This is a genomic window from Thalassotalea sp. HSM 43 (assembly GCF_004752005.1).
Taxonomy (GTDB): domain Bacteria; phylum Pseudomonadota; class Gammaproteobacteria; order Enterobacterales; family Alteromonadaceae; genus Thalassotalea_A.
Genome location: NZ_CP038493.1, coordinates 3,724,528 through 3,745,725 on the forward strand (window position 1 = coordinate 3,724,528; position 21,198 = coordinate 3,745,725).

Sequence of the window (21,198 nt, forward strand, 5' to 3'; positions counted from 1 at the left end):
ACTCGATGGGCAAATCACTATATCATTTTACGCCAAGACATTTTTTTACAAGTTGGTGAAAAAGTGTACAAGGTTGGGGCGATATATGGGCAAATGTTAAGGCTTAGATATTGGCGGATTAATAGCACGGGTTTATAAACCCAGCATGCAAGGTCGATACGACAAGAGCGATAACACTAACAATGCAATTTTTTATACTGACTTGGTGACTGACCGGTAGATTTTTGGAAGGCTCGAGAAAAGTTATTATAGTGCGTGTAGTGCAGTTTTTCCGCAACATCCGCTACCGACATCTCGCCTTTCTTTAAGTACAGTTTAGCGCTGCGAATACGCAACATTTCGATGAACTTTCGATAGCTAAGTTGGCGCTGCTGCAAATAACGTTGAATGCTGCGTTCGCTTATGCCGGTGATTAACGCCGCTTGTGGCAGGCTTGGAATATATTCGCGCAAATAAGGGGTTAGTACTAACGTTAGCTCGGCAACAATGTCGTCTTTGCTGGCAATATAATCTGAACGCTTGTCACCACTAATGTAAGGCGCTTGTTGCAATATGCTTTGTTCAACGAATACTCGGTTAGAGCTATGGTTTTGCTCGACGGTGACGTTATTCAGGTATTGATGGTGTCCTAAGTTGTGCACCTTGCTAGTGATACCAACCAGCATTGGCTGCCAATCGCTTTGTGTTAAATAGCGAATCACTTCAATAAAGGTGGCTACCATCAGCTGTTCAAATGAATGCAGTGGCGTATCGGCGTATTGTCGTTGTTCAAAACATAACCAGAGACCATCCGTGTTGGCGTCAGTATATAATTCGGCATTACTGGCTTGATGGTTATTTAACTGGATAAACTGTTCGAGGGTTTGTGCAATGGTGGTGGCGTTATCAGCAGCGTAATTAAGGTATGGCTTGAGGTGACTGATTCTAATCTTTTCAACCAATTCAAAGCCCAAATCCGGTACGCCGGCTTGGTCTTCAATAACGCGAAACATGCGCCGTAAACACGCCCAACTGATCACCACATCCGTTTGTTTTAATGCACTTGCAGGAAACAGTGACTGGCTGCAAGCCTGCTCTATGTCAATATTGTGTTGCTTTAAAATATCGCCAAGAGGTTGCAATACCCAAGATGTCAGAAAGAATATGTTTCGCAAATTTATGCCCTTGTTGCTAATAACTAAAGCATAAATAAAAAAGGCCGCTTTCGCGACCTTTGTTGTAAAACAGCCTAGCTTAGTAGCCTATGTTAGTAACCTAGCTTAGTAGCCTTCGTTATGTACACTACTGACGGCGCGACCTGATGGATCGGCCATGTTTTGGAATGCTTCATCCCAGGCCAAGGCAGCTTCTGTTGAACAGGCGACGGACTTACCACCTGGCACACACTCTGCCGCTGACGCTAATGGGAAATGCTCTTCAAAGATGCGACGATAGAAGTAGGCTTCTTTACTCTCTGGGGTGTTATGCGGAAACTTAAACGCCGCATTTGCCAGTTGTTGATCGCTGACTTCTTGTTCAACTAACTCTTTTAAACTGTCAATCCAATTGTAGCCAACGCCGTCTGAAAACTGTTCTTTTTGACGCCACAAGATTTCTTCAGGTAAGTATCCTTCAAATGCGCTACGCAACACATGCTTTTCAATGCGTCCGTTCTTACACATTTTATCTTCTGGGTCGATACGCATCGCCGTATCAAGAAAGTTTTTATCTAGAAATGGTACACGCGCTTCAATACCCCAAGCGGACATTGCTTTGTTGGCTCGAAGGCAATCAAACATATGCAATTTGTCTAATTTGCGCACCAATTCTTCATGAAACTCTTTGGCATTAGGCGCTTTGTGGAAATATAAGTAACCACCAAAAATTTCATCAGCACCTTCACCTGAAAGCACCATTTTAATGCCCATGGCTTTTATTTTACGTGCCATCAAATACATTGGTGTTGAGGCACGAACCGTGGTGACATCATAGGTCTCGAGGTGATAGATAACCTCTTTAATGGCATCAAGGCCATCTTGTACGGTAAAGGTAACACTGTGATGAATGGTACCAATTGCATCGGCAACTTTTTGCGCAGCAACCAAGTCTGGTGAGCCTTCAAGACCACAAGCAAACGAATGCAGTTTTGGCCACCAAGCTTCTGATAAATCATTCTCTTCAACGCGTCGCGCGGCGAACTTTTGCGTGATGGCAGAAATCAAAGACGAATCTAAACCGCCAGACAATAATACGCCATAAGGTACATCGGTCATTAGGTGACTTTTTACCGAAGACTCTAAAGACTCACGCAATTTATCAATGTCGGTACTGTTGTTTTCGATGGCAGAAAACTCCTGCCAATCACGTTGATAATATGGCTTGATCTCGCCTTCTTTGCTGCATAGGTAGTGACCCGGTGGAAATTCGCTTACCGATTTACACACCGGCGTTAAGGCTTTCATTTCCGATGCAACATAAAAGTTTCCGTGTTCATCATGCCCGGTATACAACGGAATAATGCCGATATGATCTCGTGCGATAAGGTAACTGTTGTCATCTTCATTATAAAGACAAAAGGCAAACATGCCCTCAAGTTGGTCGATAAAGCTAGCACCAAACTCTTGATATAACGGCAGAATCACCTCGCAATCAGATTTCGTTTGAAATTGATAGTCGACGGTAAGGGCATGTTCAAGGTTGTTATGGTTGTAGATTTCACCATTAACGGCTAGCACGTGATTTCGATTTTGGTTGTATAAAGGTTGTGCGCCATTTTCGGTATCTACAATGGCCAGGCGCTCGTGCACCAAAACCGCATTGTCGTTTGCATAAACACCCGACCAATCAGGTCCACGGTGACGAAGAAGTCTTGACAGTTCAATCGCTTGCGAACGCAAACTGGTCGCATCGGATTGAATGTCCAAAATACAAAATATTGAACACATAGTGTTGTTTCCTTTGGGGGCAGCCCCGGTTAACCAAAATCGAAATTAATAACGCTGATTTAACAGTGATACACCTTTATACAAATGTCTAAGGAAACCGCCTTAATGGCTATGATCTTTCCTAACACCCATAAAAAAAGCATGAGAATAAACTTCTCATGCTTTTAAATTGTGCTATTTACATTTAAAAATCAATAGCCATTCGCTATAAATTAGAATATTTATTCCAATTCATGACAAATTAAACAGTTTAATGCATAGCCATTACTGTTTGTTTACCGGTTGTTGACGCTGGAATTCACTTGTTGCTGACCATTGTGGCCAATCTTGTGAGTTAGCTAATTGATAAATAATATCAAAATGTACCTTGGCATCATCCACCGCACCGTTTAGATCCCACTCTGGGTTATATTCATCACAGGTTTGGTGATAACAAGCGCGCATTTTAGGTAAAATTTTCTTACGGTATGCTGCGACGTCACTATTTAGAGGTTCGCTGCCACCGCCCGCGTACAATGCTGGCACACCAACTTTAGCAAAGTTAAAGTGATCAGAACGGTAATAGCTGCCTGCTGCAGGGTTAGACTCTTTAACTAAGTTACGTTTTTGTTTTAATGCTGCTGTTTTTAGGTATTTTTCAAGTTCAGACTTACCTAAACCGCGAACTTCCAAGTCTTTTACTGGACCTAAAATGTTCATGCTGTCGATGTTCAACACGCCAACGGTATCTGCTAGGGCATAGATTGGGTTTTCCGCATAGTATTTCGAACCCAGCAAACCTTGCTCTTCAGCGGTGGTCGCAACAACGGTAATTGAACGCTCTGGGCGTTGATCTAGTGATGCTAACGCTTTCGCAATTTCAATGATGCCACTGATACCGGTTGCGTTATCGTGAGCACCGTTATAGATGGTGTCGCCTTCGGTTTCTTCACTTGTGCCAATATGATCCCAGTGACCGGTAAGCAGTATTTGCTCGGTAGGGCGTTTAGAACCCGGTAACGTAGCGACAAAGTTATGCGATGTCGAATTCTTGATGGTGCTTTTTACCGTCGCTGACGCGGTTAAACCAAGGGATTTATTGATTGGCCCTTGCATTGCCTTGTTCTTGTACGTGGTAAAATCAAGTCCCGCTTGTTTAAACAGGTCACGGGTGGCATCCAGTGTTAACCAACCTTCAATTTGTACGCGATCTTTGTTGCCATCTTTGTCGAATAATACGTATTGTGGGCCAGTCCAGCCATTAGTCACTACCGACCAAGGGTACGATGCTGGTGCGGTTTCGTGCACAATAATAGCCGCAGCTGCGCCTTGGCGACTGGCTTCTTCATATTTATACGTCCAACGACCATAGTAGGTCATGGCACTGCCGGTAAACAGACTCGGAATTTGTGAAGCATAACCTGGATCGTTGACCAACATCACCACGGTTTTGCCTTTAACGTCTAAGCCTTCATAGTCGTTCCATTTGTACTCTGGCGCATTGATACCATAGCCAACGAAGACAATTTCGCTGTCTTTGATTTGTTCAAATTTACTGACTCGAGAGGTACCAAGCACCATATCACGTTCATATTTAAACTCAGCGGATTGACCATTACCAGCAACGCTTAAGCTCATCTCTGGAGAAGCGGTGATTTCAGATAATTCTACAGGTTGCAGAAAGCTGCCGTTGTTACCTGGCTGCCAACCGGCTTTTTTAAATTGTTTGGTTAAGTAGTCCAGTACCAGTTTCTCTCCTTTTGACGTCGGTAAGCGACCTTCAAATTCATCAGATGAAATGGTTTTTATATGTTGGTGTAGGGATTTTTCGGAAATATCGTTGTAAGCGCGTTCGAATGACTTAGCGTTAGCAGCAGAGCTAGCCAAAACACCAGCGCCAAACGCCATCATCATTATTTTATTTAGTTTCATAGCATTCCTGACGATTGCAAAAAGTGTGACTAAATGTAACGTGTCATGCAACTGAAATAAAGTATTGGTTACAAATAATTACCTGAATATGTCGTTATTGATTGCCATGTGTTAAAACACGTTTACAATTAATTAACAAGACAACAAAAAATCCTCCCCCAATGGTAAAAGGAACTTCATGATTTCAGTAGAAAATCTGAGCAAATGCTTTGTCACAAAAGCAAAGAAATCGCTGGATTCGAATAAGGTCGACCCAAGAGACCACGGCAACCTGTTTTACGCTCTAAAAGACGTTAGTTTTCACTGTGGAAAAGGTGAAGTGCTTGGCTTGCTGGGGCCTAATGGGGCCGGCAAAACAACAGCGCTTCGAATCTTATCCACCGCATTAAAACCCGATTCAGGTCAAGTTATCGTCAATGACGTCGACGTGTTAAAAAAACCTTTAGTAGCAAAAGAAAAAATTGGCTTTTTATCGGGTAAAACCGGTTTATATGGGCGCCTTACGGCGCGTGAAAACATTGAGTTTTTTGCACGTTTACATGGCGTCAATGATGAATTTTTAAAAAACGACGCAGAACGCATCTACGAAAACTTAGCGATTACCGCCTATTTGGATCGCCGAGTTGAACACCTGTCGACGGGCATGCAACAGAAAGTATCGATAGCTCGCGCAGTGATCCATGAGCCAGAGGTGGTCGTCTTAGATGAGCCGACGACCGGCTTAGATATTATGGCCACAGAAACGATTATGGAATTTGTGCAATACATTCGCAGTCAGGGCACCGCGGTTATCTTTTCGACCCATCACCTAGATGAAATCGCTTTATTGGCTGATCGAGTCTCGGTTATTTTTCAGGGCAATTCATGTTTCGACGGAACCGTCGACGATTTTCAACAGCATGCTGATGATCTTGACTTACGTAAAGCATTTATGAATGTATTAAGGGAGGCAAGCTAATGTGGCAAGTCTTTATAAAAGAGCTTATTGAGCTGCTGCGAGATAAGAAAACCTTGTTTTTTATCATTGCGCTACCCTTGGTTATCTTTCCGGTTATTTTTGCTTTAATGGGTTTTTTAGGCGCCAAAGCCGCGATTACGCAAAGTGAAAAAATCGTCAAATACGTCATCGTTAATGAAGAGGCGGCACCGGATTTTGCCAACGTATTGTTTTACCACAATGATTTTAAAAAGGTTGATGTCGAGGTTAGCGATGAAGCATCGTATATAAAAGCGATCAAAGATGAGCAAGTTGATTTGGTGATTGTTCTCGATCCGGAATTTAATAAACATCAAAACGCCTCAGAAAAATCGACTTGGAAAATATTTTTTAATGGCTCAAAAGTCATTGGCGGCAGTCGCATTAAGCTTGAAGATGCGATGGATCGCTATGCCGAAGACTTGCAACAAGAAATGTTCAGCCAATTAGGCTTAAGCCGCGAACAATTTGACGTATTCAAGCAACCAATTGTTTTAGAAGAGGTTGACACCGCAGATGAACGAGAGAGCTTTGGTGAACAGCTTGGTGGCTTTATTCCCTATTTGTTGATCCCATTATGTTTAACAGGGGCAATGTACCCAGCCATTGATGTTGGTGCCGGCGAGAAAGAGCGGGGCACCATTGAAACCTTATTGTTAACACCGGTATCGCGTTTTTCATTAGTGTTTGGCAAATTTCTTTGTATTTTAACCACCGCGATTATGACCGCAGTGATAACCATATTATCCATGGTGTTTTGGACCTTTTTGGTTGGCCGTGTGTTTAGTGTTGATGAAGTCGCACAGGTACTTGCTGCGGTTGGCTTTTTTGAATTTATCATGGTGATTTTATTGCTGATCCCTGTCTGTTCAATATTTGCCGCCTTGCTATTGGCCATATCCATTTATGCGAGCAGTTATAAAGAAGCACAAAATTACATGGGGCCACTGACCGTTCTGGTGATATTTCCGGTCATCGTTGGCATGACCCCAGGTATCAATCTTGATGGTGTGTGGGCATTAGTGCCGATTTCTAATGTCGCCTTAGCCATTAAAGAATTGCTCAAAGGTACGATGGATTTTGCCTATATGGTGCCCATCTTTGCCTCGACTGGTATTTTCGCCTTTGCCTCCCTCGCTTTTTGTGTTTATTGGTTTAATAAAGAGTCGGTATTATTTCGCTAAACAGCTGATTTTGTATTGTTATGTAATTAAATAACGGCTTTTTATAAAAAAACTTCGATAAATCGAAAAAATATGCCACAAGCCCCTATATAAGCGACAATTTTTTGCGTAGAATTGTCGCTTTTCTATTTTAGTCTTTTGGTCCAAAAATCTTCCGCATTTCGCTGTTGAACAGAGGCCACATACTCGCGATTGACGTCGCCCGAGGGGAATATGAATTTAGACGATATCATCTTGCAAGCCGAGCAAGCAGTTCAAGCTGCTAGCGATCCGGCTGCGTTGGATCAGGTCAGGGTAGAATTCCTTGGCAAAAAAGGTTTGCTAACTGAGCAATTAAAAGGCCTAGGTAAACTAAGCGCTGAAGAGCGCCCTAAAGCTGGCCAAGCAATTAACGTTGCCAAGCAGCAAGTACAAAAGCTGATATTTGCTCGTGGCGAATTGCTAAGAGAAGAGCAAATCAAAGCGAAACTTGCCAGTGAAGCCATTGATGTAACCCTTCCAGGTAATACCATGGAAGAGGGTGGCTTGCATCCGGTCACGAAAACGATTGAACGTATTCAAACGTTTTTTGGTGAGCTTGGTTTTGCCGTTGCTACGGGTCCGGAAATTGAAGATGATTTCCATAACTTTGATGCATTAAATATTCCTGCGCATCATCCTGCTCGTGCTGATCATGATACCTTTTATTTCAATCCAAAATTGGTGTTGCGTACGCAAACATCTGGCGTACAAATTCGCACCATGGAAAATGAAAAGCCACCATTGAGAATCATCTCTCCAGGCCGTGTTTATCGTAACGATTACGATCAAACGCATACGCCAATGTTCCACCAAGTGGAAGGTTTGATGGTTGATAAAAATGTTAGCTTCACTCATCTAAAAGGTATATTGCACGACTTTTTGCATAACTTTTTCGAAGAAGATTTAGAAATTCGCTTCCGTCCGTCATACTTCCCATTCACTGAGCCTTCAGCAGAAGTTGATGTTAAAGGCAAAAACGGTAAGTGGTTAGAAGTATTAGGCTGCGGCATGGTGCATCCAAATGTATTGCGCAGTGTTGGTATCGATCCTGAAGAATACACTGGCTTTGCCTTTGGTATGGGTGTTGAACGATTGAGCATGTTACGTTACGGCGTAACCGATTTACGTTCATTCTTTGAAAACGATCTTCGTTTCTTAAAACAGTTCAAGTAGGAAGGCCCATAACATGAAATTTAGTGAATCTTGGTTACGAGAGTGGGTTAATCCTGAGATCTCTTCGGAAGAATTAGCACATCAAATCACCATGGCAGGTTTGGAAGTCGACGGTGTTGATCCGGTTGCTGGCGAGTTTACCAATGTCGTTGTTGGTGAAGTTGTTGAATGTGGCCAGCATCCCGATGCTGATAAATTACAAGTCACCAAAGTCAATGTTGGCGATGAAGTCGTTGATATCGTCTGTGGTGCAAAAAATTGTCGTCTTGGTTTAAAAGTAGCTGTTGCCAAAGTTGGCGCAGTATTACCAGGTAATTTTAAGATTAAAAAAGCCAAACTACGTGGTGTACCGTCGCACGGTATGTTGTGTAGTGAGTCTGAGTTAGGTTTAGCTGACAGCGCTGACGGTATTATTGAACTACCGCAAGATGCGCCGGTTGGCACCTGTGTTCGCGAATACCTTGATCTAAACGATGTGACCATCGATGTGGATCTTACCGCTAACCGCGGTGATTGTTTAGGCATTAAAGGCTTGGCTCGCGAAGTCGGCGTACTGAATAACTTAGCGGTTAACGAAGTTGAAATAAGCGACAACGTACCAAGTATTGATGATAGTTTACCGGTTGATATTGACGCCGGCGAAGCGTGCCCTCGTTATCTTGCTCGAGTCATTAAAAACGTCAATGTAAACGCAGCAACACCACTTTGGATGGTTGAAAAATTACGCCGCTGTGGCGTTCGTTCAATCGATCCTGTGGTTGATGTGACGAACTACGTTTTATTAGAACTTGGCCATCCTATGCACGCCTTTGACTTGGCGGCATTAGACGGCGGTATTAAAGTTCGCTTTGCCAATAAAGATGAAAAACTAACCTTGCTTGATGGCAATGAAGTTACCTTGTCAGAACAAACCTTGGTCATCGCGGATCATCAAAAAGCCGTTGCAATGGCGGGTATCTTTGGTGGCTTGAAATCCGGTGTTACCGCCGAGAGTAAAGACATCCTGTTAGAAAGTGCATTCTTTGCGCCGTTAGCTATTTTAGGTAAAGCACGTCAATACGGTTTGCATACAGATGCCTCTCACCGTTACGAGCGTGGTGTTGATCCACAATTACAACGCCAAGCAATGGAACGTGCGACAACGTTATTGCTTGATATCGTCGGTGGTAACGCCGGTCCTATCGTTGAAGCGGTTAGCGAACAACATATTCCTGCGTCACGTACAGTCACCTTACGTCGTAATAAGCTGGATTCTCGTATTGGTATTCACATTGATACCGACACGGTTACTGAAATCCTTGAGCGCTTAGGTATGACGGTAAGTTTTGCCGATGACCTTTGGACCACACAGGTACCAGCGTATCGTTTTGATATTTCTATCGAAGAAGACTTAACCGAAGAAGTCGCTCGTGTATTTGGTTACAACAACATTCCAAACGTGTCTCCGACGGCAAGTTTGCAGATGCGTAACCATAAAGAAGCGAAACTTAGTATTGCTAAATTCCGCAATGCGCTGGTAAATCGTGGTTATCAAGAAGCGATAACCTATTCATTTGTTGATCCTAAGGTGCAAGAACAGTTACACCCAGGTGAAGAGGTGATGACCTTACCACATCCTATTTCGTCAGAGATGTCGGTAATGCGTTTGAGCTTGTGGACAGGCTTGTTGCAGTCGGTGGTTTATAACCAAAACCGTCAGCAATCTCGTGTTCGTTTGTTTGAAGCCGGTTTGCGATTCGTTCCAGATGCTAGCGCTGAAAATGGTGTGCGCCAAGAACCTATGCTAGCGGGTGTTATCAGCGGCCTAAAATACGGTGAACACTGGAACCTAGATAAAACCAATGTTGATTTCTTTGATGCCAAAGGTGATGTTGAAGCCTTACTTGCATTGACGGGGTTTGCTAATGACTACCAGTTTGCGCCAGCAGATATTGCTGCTTTGCATCCGGGTCAAACCGCCGCAATCTATCGTAATGATACGTTAGTTGGTTATGTTGGTGCAGTTCATCCAGAGCTAGAACGCAAGCTAGGACTTAACGGCAGAACATTGGTATTTGAGTTATTGCAGAGCGAAATATTGACGCAAAAAATCTCAGAAGCCGGTGAAATTTCCAAGTTCCCTGCGAACCGTCGTGATATTGCCGTAATTGTTGAAGAACAAGTTAATGCGAAAAATGTGCTACAACTTATTGAAAAGGTTGGCACAAATCATTTAGTTAGCCTAGAATTATTTGATGTATACCAAGGGAAAGGTATCGACCCTGGTTTCAAGAGCTTAGCAATCGCCTTAACACTACAAGATAGTAGTCGCACTCTTGAAGAAAAAGACATTTCAGATGTCGTAACCAAGGTTGTTGATGCCCTTAAGAGCGAATTTAACGCAACATTGAGAGACTAACAATATGGCGCTAACGAAAGCAGAAGTCGCAGAACATCTATATGAAGAAATTGGCCTAAGCAAGCGTGATGCAAAGCAATTGGTTGAAGACTTTTTTGAGGAGATTCGAGCAAGTCTTGAGACTGGCGAACAGGTAAAATTGTCGGGCTTTGGCAATTTTGATTTGCGTGTCAAAAATGAGCGTCCGGGTCGTAATCCTAAAACTGGTGAAGATATTCCAATTTCCGCTCGTAAAGTTGTTACCTTCAGACCGGGACAAAAACTTAAGTCCCGTGTTGAGCAAGCAAACAACGATTAAGCTTGAATTAGCATGATAACCATTAAAAAAAGGCTGCAGTTGCAGCCTTTTTTATTATCCTTTTTTCAAGGGGTCAGAACAGTTGAAATTTCAACTGTTCTGACCCCTTGAAAGGTTAACGAAAACCGTCGTTAATATTCGCTAGAACCCGTTGTCCGGGGCAGAGAATATCTTGCTTCACTTGATTTAACGAGGTTTCGGTCGTTTCATTTAATTCGTGAAACGAACGGCTCGTCGGATCGACATACAACAGACCTGTCAATATTTCACCGCGTTGTTTATGCTCTTCGACATCGATGATCGCTTTCATCCGATTGGACGTGTCGTAATCGGCATCAAGTTTATTGATGCGCATAATCGAACCATCATGCAAACATATATCTTCAAAGCGACCAGCAGGGATCTCCTTGGTTATTTCTTCTTTAATCGGTACATAATCGGTAATCGCGCCGGTGGTGATATGATCTTGTACATAATCATATGAGCGGGTCGAGTCGGGATGGTTATTAAAGGTCACACAGGGCGAAATAATGTCGATAAACGCAAACCCTTTGTGCGACATCGCGGCTTTGATGATTGGCACCAACTGGGCTTTATCACCAGAAAAACAACGGGCTACAAACGATGCACCGAGTTGCAAAGCCATGGTACATAAATCAATGTCATTAAATAGGCTTATTTCACCGGCTTTGTTTTTAACCCCTTTATCTGAGGTGGCTGCCAATTGCCCTTTGGTTAGACCATAAACACCATTGTTAGCAACCATATAGACCATGTCTAATTGCCGGCGCACCACATGAGCAAATTGTCCAAGGCCGATAGAGGCGCTATCGCCATCGCCAGACATAGCCAAGTATTTGAGGTTTTTATTGGCCATATTAGCGCCCGTGGTTACCGACGGCATACGTCCGTGTACGGTATTGAATCCATGGGAGTTATTCAAAAAATAATTTGGCGCTTTTGAAGAACAGCCAATGCCCGACATTTTGACAATATGATGTGGTTCAATAGACAATTCATGGCAGGCATGAACTATGGCGGATGAAATTGAGTCATGGCCACAACCGGCGCAGAGTGTTGAAATAGCGCCTTCGTAATCACGGTAAGTTAAACCCAATTCGTTTTTAGGTAACGCTTTATGGTGAAATTTCGATTTGGCAAAACTCATTAGATCACCTCCTGCTGTTGTTGGTCCATTTGTGCTTGAACGCCGTCAACGATGGCATCCGCTGTTACCGCTAAGCCATCAAAATTTAAAATGCTGTCGAGCTGACTTGGGTTAATTTCCAGTTCAGTAATGAGCAAACTGCGCATTTGCCCATCGCGATTTTGCTCAATAACAAATACCTGTTCGTGATGATCGACGAAGTCTTTTATTTCATCGCCAAAAGGGAAGGCCAAGATACGCATTAAATCAACGGGAATGCCTTGTTGTTGCAGCATAAAACGTGCCTCGTTAATCGCTTGCGACGTCGTACCGTAGTAAACCAAACCAACTTTTGTATTTTGTAAGCCTTTGGATATTTCCGCTTTTGGCAAGTAGTGCTTGGCGGTTTCAAATTTTCGCGTCAGGCGCTCCATGTTTTCAACATAATCCGCAGATTTTTCAGAATATACCGCGTCTTGGTTGCGCGACGTTCCGCGGGTAAAAAATGCGCCTTTATTTGGGTGTGTACCGGCAATTGTTCGATAGCAGATACCGTCTCCGTCGACGTCGCGGTAACGGCCGTATTGCTTCATGTTATCGAGTTCACGAATGCTTAATACCTTACCCAAATCGTATTTCTGTTTGTCGGTCCACTGAAAGGGAGGTGACAGGTGATCGTTCATTCCTAAGTCGAGATCACTCATGATGATAATAGGTGTTTGTAGCCTATCGGCTAAATCAAACGCCATGGCCGATAATTCAAAGCATTCTGCCGGTGAGTCTGGAAACAACAAGACTTGTTTGGTGTCACCGTGTGACGCATACGCACAGGCGGTAATATCAGATTGCTGGGTTCGAGTTGGCATTCCCGTTGACGGGCCGGCACGTTGAATGTTCATCAACACCACTGGGATTTCAGCAAAATAGGCTAGACCTAAAAATTCAGCCATTAATGAAACACCAGGGCCACTGGTTGCGGTAAACGAACGAGCGCCATTAAAGCCACCACCAATAGCCATACCAATTGCGGCTAATTCGTCTTCAGCTTGAACGATGGCGTAATTCTTTTTCCCGCTGGCGGGATCAATTCGCAAACGTTGGCAATAACTGGCAAACTTTTCAATCACTGAGGTTGACGGTGTAATAGGGTACCAACCAACGACGGTCGCACCGCCATAAAGGGCGCCCAAGGCACATCCGGTGTTGCCATCAACCATAATACGACTGCCAATTAAGTCGCGGCGTTCGATACGATAGTTAATCGGACAATCAAAATGATTAATGGCGTATTGATGACCAAGCTCAAGCGCAAAGATATTCGGTGCTATTAATTTTTCTTTGCCTTTAAATTGGTCACGAACCAAGGTTTTAAGTACATCAAACTCAATATTGAGTAACGCCGCTAACGCACCGACATAGATGACGTTTTTAAATAGTTGTCGCTGCCTCGGATTTTGAAACTCTTTCAGACAAATCGACGAAATTGGGATGCCTAAAAAGTGGATATTGTCTCGCAACAAGGTTTCTGGGAGCTGTTTGGAGTTATCGTATATTAAGTAACCGCCATCACATACATTATTGATATCAGCGACAAAGCTCTGTGCGTTCATTGCAACGACAATATCGGATTTGCCTGCTCGACGACCAAGAAAGTTTTGTTCGTTGATGCGTACGTCATACCAAGTAGGTGCGCCTTGAATATTCGATGGGAATATATTTTTAGCGCTCACGGGGATGCCCATGCGCATTATGGCTTTGGCAAACATATTGTTGGCGCTGGCAGAGCCAGTACCATTGGTGTTCGCAAATTTGACAACAAGATCGTTTATTTTAATTTCACTCATAACTGCTTCTCGCTTACTTGATTGTCGCCTCAATATTATCCAATACCAGCTTTTGCATATCCCAAGCGCCAGTTGGGCATCGCTCAGCACATAAACCACAATGTAGACACATATCTTCGTCTTTAACCATGATGTTGCCGGTTTTGAGGTTGTCAGAAATCATATAATCCTGATCGTTATGCATTTTGTCGACTCGCAACTTACCCTTGAGTAATTGTTCTGGCGCGGTGTTGTCGTCGTTGATATCGGCAATAAAGTTAATGCAATCTGTAGGGCAGATATCTTCACAAGCCGAGCACTCAATACAAGCCGGTTCACTAAAGATGGTATGGATATCGCAATTTAGACAGCGCTGTGCTTCATTAAAGGCAAGTTGTTCATCGAAACCTAATTCAACTTCAGTGGCCAACTCGGTAGCGGCTTTTTGCCAATCAATATGGGGCACAAGATGTCGATCTTCATGGTCGACGATATTGGTGTAGCTCCATTCGTGCATGCCCATCTTTTGACTGACCAGATTAAAATCACTGTCTGGCCTTTGACCTGGATCTTTGCCTTGGCAAAATAAATCGATAGAAATAGCCGCTTTGTGACCGTGGGCCACTGCGGTGATAATATTTTCGGGGCCGTAAGCGGCGTCACCACCAAAAAACACCTTGGCAATGCTCGATTGTAAGCTCGATTGGTTTAACGCTGGTTGATCCCACTCATTAAATTCCAAACCAATGTCTCGTTCAATCCACGGGAAAGAGGTATCTTGTCCGATGGCGACCAACACCAAATCACATTCAGCCAATAAGGTTTTGCCAGAGTTTCTTAATACGCGTTTGCCATTCTTATCGTAAATCGATTCAACTTCGTCAAATAACACCCCTTTAAACTCACCATCTTCAATAACGAATTTGCTAGGCGTGTGATTACAAGTGATGTCGATATTCTCGGCCATGGCATCTTCTTTTTCCCATGGCGAGGCTTTCATAGCTTCATAGGTTGAGCGAACCACGACTTTGACATCAGTGGCGCCAAGGCGTTTTGCGGTACGACAGCAATCCATGGCGGTATTACCACCACCTAAGACAACAACTCTTTTAGGCGCGTTATCTAGATGACCAAAACTGACGCTGGATAACCAATCAATCCCAATGGCGATGTGCGAATTGGCTTCCTCAACGCCTTCAATATTCAATGCTCGACCTTTGGGCGCACCGGTACCGACAAAGATGGCGTCGTAATCATCTTTGACCAGCTTTTCAAGACTGGTTATTGGCGTGCCAAAGTGCGCTTTTACACCCATGTCGATAATGTAGTCGACTTCTTCATCGAGTACGGACTCAGGTAATCTAAACGCAGGGATCTGGCTGCGCATCATGCCGCCACCTTTGATGTCGCGGTCAAACATGGTGATTTCATAGCCAAGCGGTACAAGATCACGGGCGACTGTAAGTGACGCTGGGCCTGCACCTATCAGTGCCACCTTTTTGCCATTACTTTGAGCTGGCGCTTTTGGTAATCGGTCACGGATATCGTCTTTATAATCGGCGGTAACACGTTTAAGTCGACAAATTGCTACAGGCTCTTCTTCAACTCGTCCGCGACGACATGCAGGTTCACACGGCCTATCACAGACGCGACCGAGAATGCCGGGAAAAACATTTGATTGCCAATTAAGCATATAGGCATCGCTATAGCGTTTATCAGCGATAAGACGTATGTATTCGGGGACAGGCGTATGTGCTGGACACGCTTGCTGACAGTCGACAACTTTTAGGAAGTGTTGATATTGAGTTACATCGGTTTTTTTCACAGCGCCACCACAATGTTACAACAAGGTTAAATATTAATGTACACAAAATATTCGATTTGGTAAGTGCTTTTTTTCAATTAATTGAAAATTTTCATAGTGACTTTCATTTTTCCTGGTAACAATACCCAGAATTACGTAGTCGATTGCTGAATGAAATTGACGATATCGTTAGTTAAAGGCTGCTCGTTAAATGCTGAATGTCTACATGGCTTAGCACGGCGAAACATCGTCGGCTTACGCTAGTTCGCCAATAAGCACATCGCATTATTGGCGCCAGCAAAAGCTTACTTAGGCGTAGCGTTTAAACGGTAATTGTAAGGCGTTAAGGATGATATGTAACAGCGAACTTATCAAAACTGCACCTATCACACCGGTCGCTATCGCAGACGACTCTAACGGAATACTTGGTTGAAAGTCCTGCAGCGTTGCCGTAAAAATAGAGTGTTCAATCTCACTGACAAAGTAATACACTTGTTGAATATAATCACCGGTTTGCAAATGTTGCAATTTCGTGGAAAACACACTGATGCGATCAACCAATTGGTAAACGAGATCACCTGCGGCGTTAATGCCAGGATCGGTATTGTTACGGTATTGTTCAATTAATGACGCGATGTTGCCTTGATAATGCTCATCGGCAATTTGTTGGTACTTGCCTAATTGGTATTGTGCTTCCGATAAATGGCCGGACAGACGTTGTTGATATTGCTGCATTAATGCCGGTAATTGCATGGCGGTGACACCTGCAATGGCAAACACCAATTTATCAATTAACCGGGCAAAAAACGTTAACATAGCACACCTCTTAATTATTGCTGTTGTCGACACTCAGCTCTTGTTAGAATGATCCGAAGCAGCTTTTTTATATTGTGTTGTATGTATACTGAACAGCAAATCATTGAAAACATCAAGGTCTGGATTGAAAAGATCATTATTGGTCTTAATTTTTGCCCATTCGCGAAAAAAGATTATGTTAATAATCGCGTGCGATATCAGGTGCAGTCTGAATCGGGCATGGAACAGGCGTTAACCTCGTTACTCGCTGAATTTGAACACTTAGATAAACATGCAGATGTCGCCACAACGTTAGTGGTGTTACCGCAAGGGTTTGACGAGTTTGACGAGTATTTAGACCTACTCGATTTAGCCAATGCGTTATTGCAATCGCAAGGCTATGAAGGCGTTTACCAACTGGCCAGTTTTCACCCGAACTATTGTTTCGAAGGGGTACCGGCGGATGATGTAAGCAATTATACCAATCGTTCTCCTTGGCCAATATTGCATATCATACGAGAAGATTTGTTGACTAAGGTTGTCGAATTGCATCCTGATCCCGAATCGATTCCACATACCAATATGGATATGTGTGATAGCAAAGGCCATGACTATTTTAGTCAATTGTTAACGTCACTAAACAGCGCATTAGACAGCAAGCATAAAGGATAGCGAAGATGGACTTTTCCGCTTATTACAGCGAATTTTTAACCATTGCGCTTGCTCACTTATTGGCAGTTGCCAGCCCTGGGCCTGATTTTGCCATTGTTGTTAAACAAAGCCTGACTCGGGGACGGCAAGCGGCATTGTTTACCAGCGCAGGCATAGGTACCGCAATACTTTTGCATGTCTTTTATTCGTTAGTGGGTATTGCCATCATTATCAAAAGCAACCCACAACTGTTTACTTATCTTACCTATATTGCAGCAGCGTATTTGGCCTATATTGGCGTGATGGGCTTGCGTGCAAAACCAGGTCATAGTGACGATGCAAGTGAGGCCATTCAAGCACATTCGCAAAGTCGCTGGAAGTCTTATGCGACGGGCTTTTTAGTCAATGGTTTAAACGTAAAAGCGACGTTGTTTTTCCTATCACTATTTTCGGTGGTTATTTCGGCGCAAACACCCACTATAGTAAAATCTGCCTATGGCTTTTATATGGCGATGGCGACCTTTGCGTGGTTTTCGTTTTTATCGTGTATGCTGACGTTAGATAAGTTTCGCCATAAATTGCAGCGAAATGGTTATTGGATCGAACGCATTATGGGGGCATTGTTGATCATACTGGCGATAAATATTGTGGTGATGTAAAGCGCAACATTAGCTGTTGTCGATATCGCTAAAACCGCCATTCGTTATCGTCTGCAGACGCTAATGGTTTGATTGCTTTACAACTTTTTATATCATTTTTAATTGTTGTTAGTGAATTGCCTGACCGTTATCAATAAGTTTGTTATAATCGCGCCATAATTTCTCCTATTTCATCATTTTCGTGTCTGATAAAAAAATTATCCATATTGGCTCTACGGTAGAAAAAGCCGAGCAGGGCGATTACACACTCGATGTCGCCAGCATTTTAAAAGAAGGTTGGGCGATCACCAAAAATCATAAGACACCGATTATTTCCGGGTTGTTGTTTGTGTTCTTTATCGCGATTATCGCGGTATCTGTTATTGCCAGTTATTTAGGTGGGCCAGAAAATATGATGGCCGATCCGCAAGCGAACGTGATCGCCAATATGGTACTTACAGTGATTATTTGGCCATTTTTAGCCGGGGTTGAAATGATGGGCGTATCGCACGCTGTTGGCATAAAAACCCGTACCGGATTTGTGTTTGCGTTTTTAAAACGCAGCGCGTTTATCGCTTTAACGGCGATTATCGTTTGGTCGTTAACCTCATTAGGCTTTGCCTTGATTTTGCCTGGTATCTATATTGCAATTGCGTTGTCGTTAACGGTACCGCTGCTTATCGAAAAAAACATGACACCAATCCAGGCAATTATCTTGTCGTTTAAAGCCACTCGCTTTCAGTGGTTGCGCTTATTACAGATTTACAGTGCATTGTTCTCATTAGCGATTATGTCGATATTACCTATGGTCATGGGGACTCCTTTGTTGATCTCTTTACCTATCATGGTGGTTGCCTTGTTATTGTTAGCACCGTATTACTACAACGTAAAAGGCATTTTGTATCGAGAGATATTTGGTGTATCAATGCAAGTTGTCGATAATAACGGCCGAAAAGATACCTACTTTTCAGCCTAAAGGACGAAGTAAATTTAAGGGAATCCATGGTTAGTCCAAATCGAAAAAAGCATAAAACCATTAAAGGTATTTTGCTGATAGTTATTTTCTTTATGGCGCTATCGCCAATACTGTTTTACAGCGTTAGCGAAGTCGAAGTGAGCGATGTTGAAATAGCCAACAAGCCGCATTATAAAAAGCCTGAGCAACCATTGCATGATGTTGAATTACCAGACTTTTTGTCTATTCGCCATATTCCTGATCGCAAACAAGCGTTCTTTGAGTTTTTAAAGCCTGCTATTGAAAAAGAAAATCAACGCCTAAATAAGCTAAGACAAACGATTATGTTATTAGCTAAACAACACCAGCAGGGCGACACACTGTCAAACCAACAAGTGTTATGGCTGACAAAATTAAGCAAATCTTACCGTGTTAACCCAAAATGGAACATTGCAGAACAGTTGAGTGCCTTATTGGTTAAAGTCGATGAGATCCCAAGACAATTGGTGCTTGTTCAAGCGGCGAATGAATCCGCATGGGGCAGCTCACGATTTGCCAAAATAGGGCTTAACTTTTTTGGTATTTGGTGCTTCAAACAGGGCTGTGGCATGGTGCCAAATGGTCGTGATGCTGGCTTAAGACACGAAGTGGCTGCTTTTGATTCGGTTGATGATGTAATCGGCCACTACTTTCTTAATATCAATTCCAATGCTGCATACAACATGCTGCGTCAGATCAGAGCGCAATTAAGAGAGCATGATGTACCATTGCAAGCGGATATATTAGCAACCGGGCTATTGCCTTATTCTGAGCGTGGTATCGACTACGTCGTTGAAATCAATACTATGCTTAGACATAACCGTCGTTATTTATAATGAGTAAAATGAAAAAATTACTGTTAGCAACATCCATAATGCTGGGCGTTTCAGCGCCAGTCGCGGCTGTTGATCTAGAATATAAAGGCTTTTATCAGCGCCTTAATCTGATTGAAGAAAACAAACTAGATAAAATCACTATGGCGTTTTATTTGGTTGATTCTTACAAGCGCAGTCGTTGTGTTTTAAGCGACGCGAAAATGCTTAATAAGAACGGTCAACATGATGACATCGCCATCGCAGACGATGGTCAATTGTTGGTGCCGCTGTCGCAGTCATACTATGATAATTTTGCCGTGTTGCGGGTCGAGCAACAAGACGCAGGTCAAAATTGCATACTGCAAATGCAAATGCAGGTAAAAGATAAACAACAAAAAGCATTTAGTTTTAGCGAGCTGGCGTTGATCACTTGGCAAATGCAGGAGTTGGTCGATGAATTTGGTGGTTTACTGTCGTTTATGATGCCAAATGTTCAAGGTTTGCATATTGATATGAAAAAAGCAGATAGCTTGAAGTACATTGACTCTTCACTTCGCGATGCACTCAATTGTGATGGCTCGGTATGTAAACTGCTGATTGATATGGACGATAAGCGCGATGAAAACGCCATTGAGTTTTCTACGCCACCGGTTGTGGTAGCGCCTTGGGTTGAAGAATAGACGATAGAAAACCGTTATCTAAGCGGTGATAAACAGACATAAAAAAAGCGAGCTTAGGCTCGCTTTTTTGTTTTAGGATTTTAAACTAATGCTAGTCCCTAGTCCCTAGTCCCTAGTCCCTAGTCCCTAGTCCCTAGTCCCTTATAAATGCACCTTAACAAGGAAACTAAACGTCGATTCTGTATCTAGACCTGGGTAATCCAAACCGAATTTGTTTTTCCAGTAAGAATATTCAAAACCGGCTTCAAATTTCTTTGGTACATCAAAGTATTTACCAACATCCATGCGAAGTTGCGGGTTAAAGTGAAAATCGGCTTTGTGGGTCTCTTCGGCAGATGACCAATCAATAAAACCGTCAAACATGAAATCAGCATTACCAAGGCTAAACGGGTAACCCCATACCAAGGTTAATTGCTGATCATTGTCCGTTTGCTCGTTATTGGCTTGGTATACATTGATATTGGCGTAAGCAAAACCTGGTAGTTTTAAATCGGCCCCTAAGCCCAATAAATAGTTATCAAAACTATTAGAGAAACCATCTGACTCAAAGGTTGAGTGCTCCCATGTGCTGGCAATAAACACATCGGTAATGATGCCGTAGCCTAGCTTATTGCCAGTTACGTAGCTTAGGCTCAAACGTGGTGAAAGTTCAGAGTAGGTTTCTTTTGCTGCTTGATTATCTGAATCTTGTTTGTAGTCTAAACGGTCAGCAAAGAAAAATAGGTCGCCCCAGTTGTGTCCAGACGCATGCTCTAAAGTGACCGTTACCACGTCTTCATGTTCGTTTACTTCGTACTCACTGGCATTTTTAAGCAATGAGATTGAATTGTCGCTCCAAAACATTTCTGCATTAGCATTGGCACAAACAAGTCCGGCACCTGCCAAAAGGGCAGATGAAAATAAAGTTTTAAAGGTGTTCATGGGATTCCCTGAAAAATATAATAGCGTTGTTGTCGAGCAAACGGA

At 43.0% G+C, this 21,198-nt stretch carries 18 protein-coding genes; 10 read left to right on the forward strand and 8 right to left on the reverse strand.

Features of this window, described 5'->3' with window-relative positions:
• Positions 1 to 176 precede the first annotated feature (176 nt).
• From E2K93_RS16305 to E2K93_RS16315, 3 genes are all read right to left on the reverse strand, one after another.
• Positions 177 to 1,154, reverse strand: coding sequence for an AraC family transcriptional regulator (locus E2K93_RS16305; RefSeq protein WP_135440107.1), 978 nt, complete (start codon positions 1,152 to 1,154; stop codon positions 177 to 179).
• 105 nt (positions 1,155 to 1,259) lie between these two features.
• Positions 1,260 to 2,924, reverse strand: coding sequence for an asparagine synthase B (asnB, locus tag E2K93_RS16310; RefSeq protein ID WP_135440108.1), 1,665 nt, complete (start codon positions 2,922 to 2,924; stop codon positions 1,260 to 1,262).
• Between the two features lie 264 nt (positions 2,925 to 3,188).
• The gene (locus tag E2K93_RS16315) at positions 3,189 to 4,835 is read right to left on the reverse strand and encodes a M28 family metallopeptidase (RefSeq protein ID WP_135440109.1); all 1,647 of its coding nucleotides are present in this window, start codon (positions 4,833 to 4,835) and stop codon (positions 3,189 to 3,191) included.
• Positions 4,836 to 5,013: 178 nt separating this feature from the next.
• Here E2K93_RS16315 and E2K93_RS16320 point away from each other — a divergent pair, with 178 nt between their 5' ends.
• The 5 genes from E2K93_RS16320 (at position 5,014) to ihfA (ending at position 10,885) form a co-directional block, all read left to right on the forward strand.
• Positions 5,014 to 5,793 carry an ABC transporter ATP-binding protein gene (locus tag E2K93_RS16320; protein ID WP_135440110.1) on the forward strand — a complete coding sequence of 260 codons (780 nt, stop codon included), beginning with the start codon at positions 5,014 to 5,016 and terminating at the stop codon, positions 5,791 to 5,793.
• A complete protein-coding gene (locus tag E2K93_RS16325) occupies positions 5,793 to 6,995 on the forward strand; it encodes an ABC transporter permease (RefSeq protein WP_135440111.1) in 1,203 nt (400 codons plus the stop codon). Before E2K93_RS16320 ends, E2K93_RS16325 begins: the two co-directional genes overlap by 1 nt.
• A gap of 213 nt (positions 6,996 to 7,208) precedes the next feature.
• Positions 7,209 to 8,189: a phenylalanine--tRNA ligase subunit alpha gene (pheS, locus tag E2K93_RS16330; RefSeq protein WP_135440112.1), complete on the forward strand. Its 981-nt coding sequence runs from the start codon at positions 7,209 to 7,211 to the stop codon at positions 8,187 to 8,189.
• A gap of 13 nt (positions 8,190 to 8,202) precedes the next feature.
• Complete coding sequence (gene pheT, locus E2K93_RS16335) at positions 8,203 to 10,587, forward strand: phenylalanine--tRNA ligase subunit beta (RefSeq protein ID WP_135440113.1); 2,385 nt, start codon at positions 8,203 to 8,205, stop codon at positions 10,585 to 10,587.
• Positions 10,588 to 10,591: 4 nt separating this feature from the next.
• Positions 10,592 to 10,885 (forward strand): integration host factor subunit alpha, encoded by a 294-nt coding sequence (gene ihfA / locus E2K93_RS16340; protein ID WP_135440114.1) that lies wholly within the window; start codon positions 10,592 to 10,594, stop codon positions 10,883 to 10,885.
• 115 nt (positions 10,886 to 11,000) lie between these two features.
• Here ihfA and E2K93_RS16345 read toward each other — a convergent pair whose 3' ends face one another.
• The 4 genes from E2K93_RS16345 to E2K93_RS16360 all read right to left on the reverse strand — a co-directional run bounded on the left by E2K93_RS16345 (position 11,001) and on the right by E2K93_RS16360 (position 16,475).
• Positions 11,001 to 12,053: a 2-oxoacid:ferredoxin oxidoreductase subunit beta gene (locus tag E2K93_RS16345; RefSeq protein ID WP_135440115.1), complete on the reverse strand. Its 1,053-nt coding sequence runs from the start codon at positions 12,051 to 12,053 to the stop codon at positions 11,001 to 11,003.
• Positions 12,053 to 13,876 carry a 2-oxoacid:acceptor oxidoreductase subunit alpha gene (locus tag E2K93_RS16350; RefSeq protein WP_135440116.1) on the reverse strand — a complete coding sequence of 608 codons (1,824 nt, stop codon included), beginning with the start codon at positions 13,874 to 13,876 and terminating at the stop codon, positions 12,053 to 12,055. The genes E2K93_RS16345 and E2K93_RS16350 overlap by 1 nt, the downstream gene beginning before the upstream one ends.
• Before the next feature lie 13 nt (positions 13,877 to 13,889).
• On the reverse strand, positions 13,890 to 15,680 hold the full coding sequence (locus tag E2K93_RS16355; protein ID WP_135440117.1) for an FAD-dependent oxidoreductase: 1,791 nt from the start codon (positions 15,678 to 15,680) through the stop codon (positions 13,890 to 13,892).
• A gap of 288 nt (positions 15,681 to 15,968) precedes the next feature.
• Positions 15,969 to 16,475 carry a DUF2937 family protein gene (locus E2K93_RS16360; protein ID WP_135440118.1) on the reverse strand — a complete coding sequence of 169 codons (507 nt, stop codon included), beginning with the start codon at positions 16,473 to 16,475 and terminating at the stop codon, positions 15,969 to 15,971.
• 81 nt (positions 16,476 to 16,556) lie between these two features.
• On the opposite strand from E2K93_RS16360, the gene E2K93_RS16365 reads away from it, so the two are divergent.
• The 5 genes from E2K93_RS16365 to E2K93_RS16385 all read left to right on the forward strand — a co-directional run bounded on the left by E2K93_RS16365 (position 16,557) and on the right by E2K93_RS16385 (position 20,232).
• A complete protein-coding gene (locus tag E2K93_RS16365) occupies positions 16,557 to 17,126 on the forward strand; it encodes a DUF1415 domain-containing protein (protein WP_135440119.1) in 570 nt (189 codons plus the stop codon).
• A gap of 5 nt (positions 17,127 to 17,131) precedes the next feature.
• Complete coding sequence (locus tag E2K93_RS16370) at positions 17,132 to 17,764, forward strand: LysE family translocator (protein ID WP_135440120.1); 633 nt, start codon at positions 17,132 to 17,134, stop codon at positions 17,762 to 17,764.
• 181 nt (positions 17,765 to 17,945) lie between these two features.
• On the forward strand, positions 17,946 to 18,719 hold the full coding sequence (locus E2K93_RS16375; protein ID WP_135440121.1) for a hypothetical protein: 774 nt from the start codon (positions 17,946 to 17,948) through the stop codon (positions 18,717 to 18,719).
• A 26-nt stretch (positions 18,720 to 18,745) separates the two neighbouring features.
• Complete coding sequence (locus E2K93_RS16380; protein ID WP_135440122.1) at positions 18,746 to 19,573, forward strand: glucosaminidase domain-containing protein; 828 nt, start codon at positions 18,746 to 18,748, stop codon at positions 19,571 to 19,573.
• Between the two features lie 8 nt (positions 19,574 to 19,581).
• Complete coding sequence (locus E2K93_RS16385) at positions 19,582 to 20,232, forward strand: DUF2987 domain-containing protein (protein WP_189637804.1); 651 nt, start codon at positions 19,582 to 19,584, stop codon at positions 20,230 to 20,232.
• Between the two features lie 141 nt (positions 20,233 to 20,373).
• Here the strand turns inward: E2K93_RS16385 and E2K93_RS16390 are convergent, their stop codons facing one another.
• On the reverse strand, positions 20,374 to 21,153 hold the full coding sequence (locus tag E2K93_RS16390; RefSeq protein ID WP_135440124.1) for an outer membrane protein OmpK: 780 nt from the start codon (positions 21,151 to 21,153) through the stop codon (positions 20,374 to 20,376).
• Between the last annotated feature and the right edge of the window lie 45 nt (positions 21,154 to 21,198).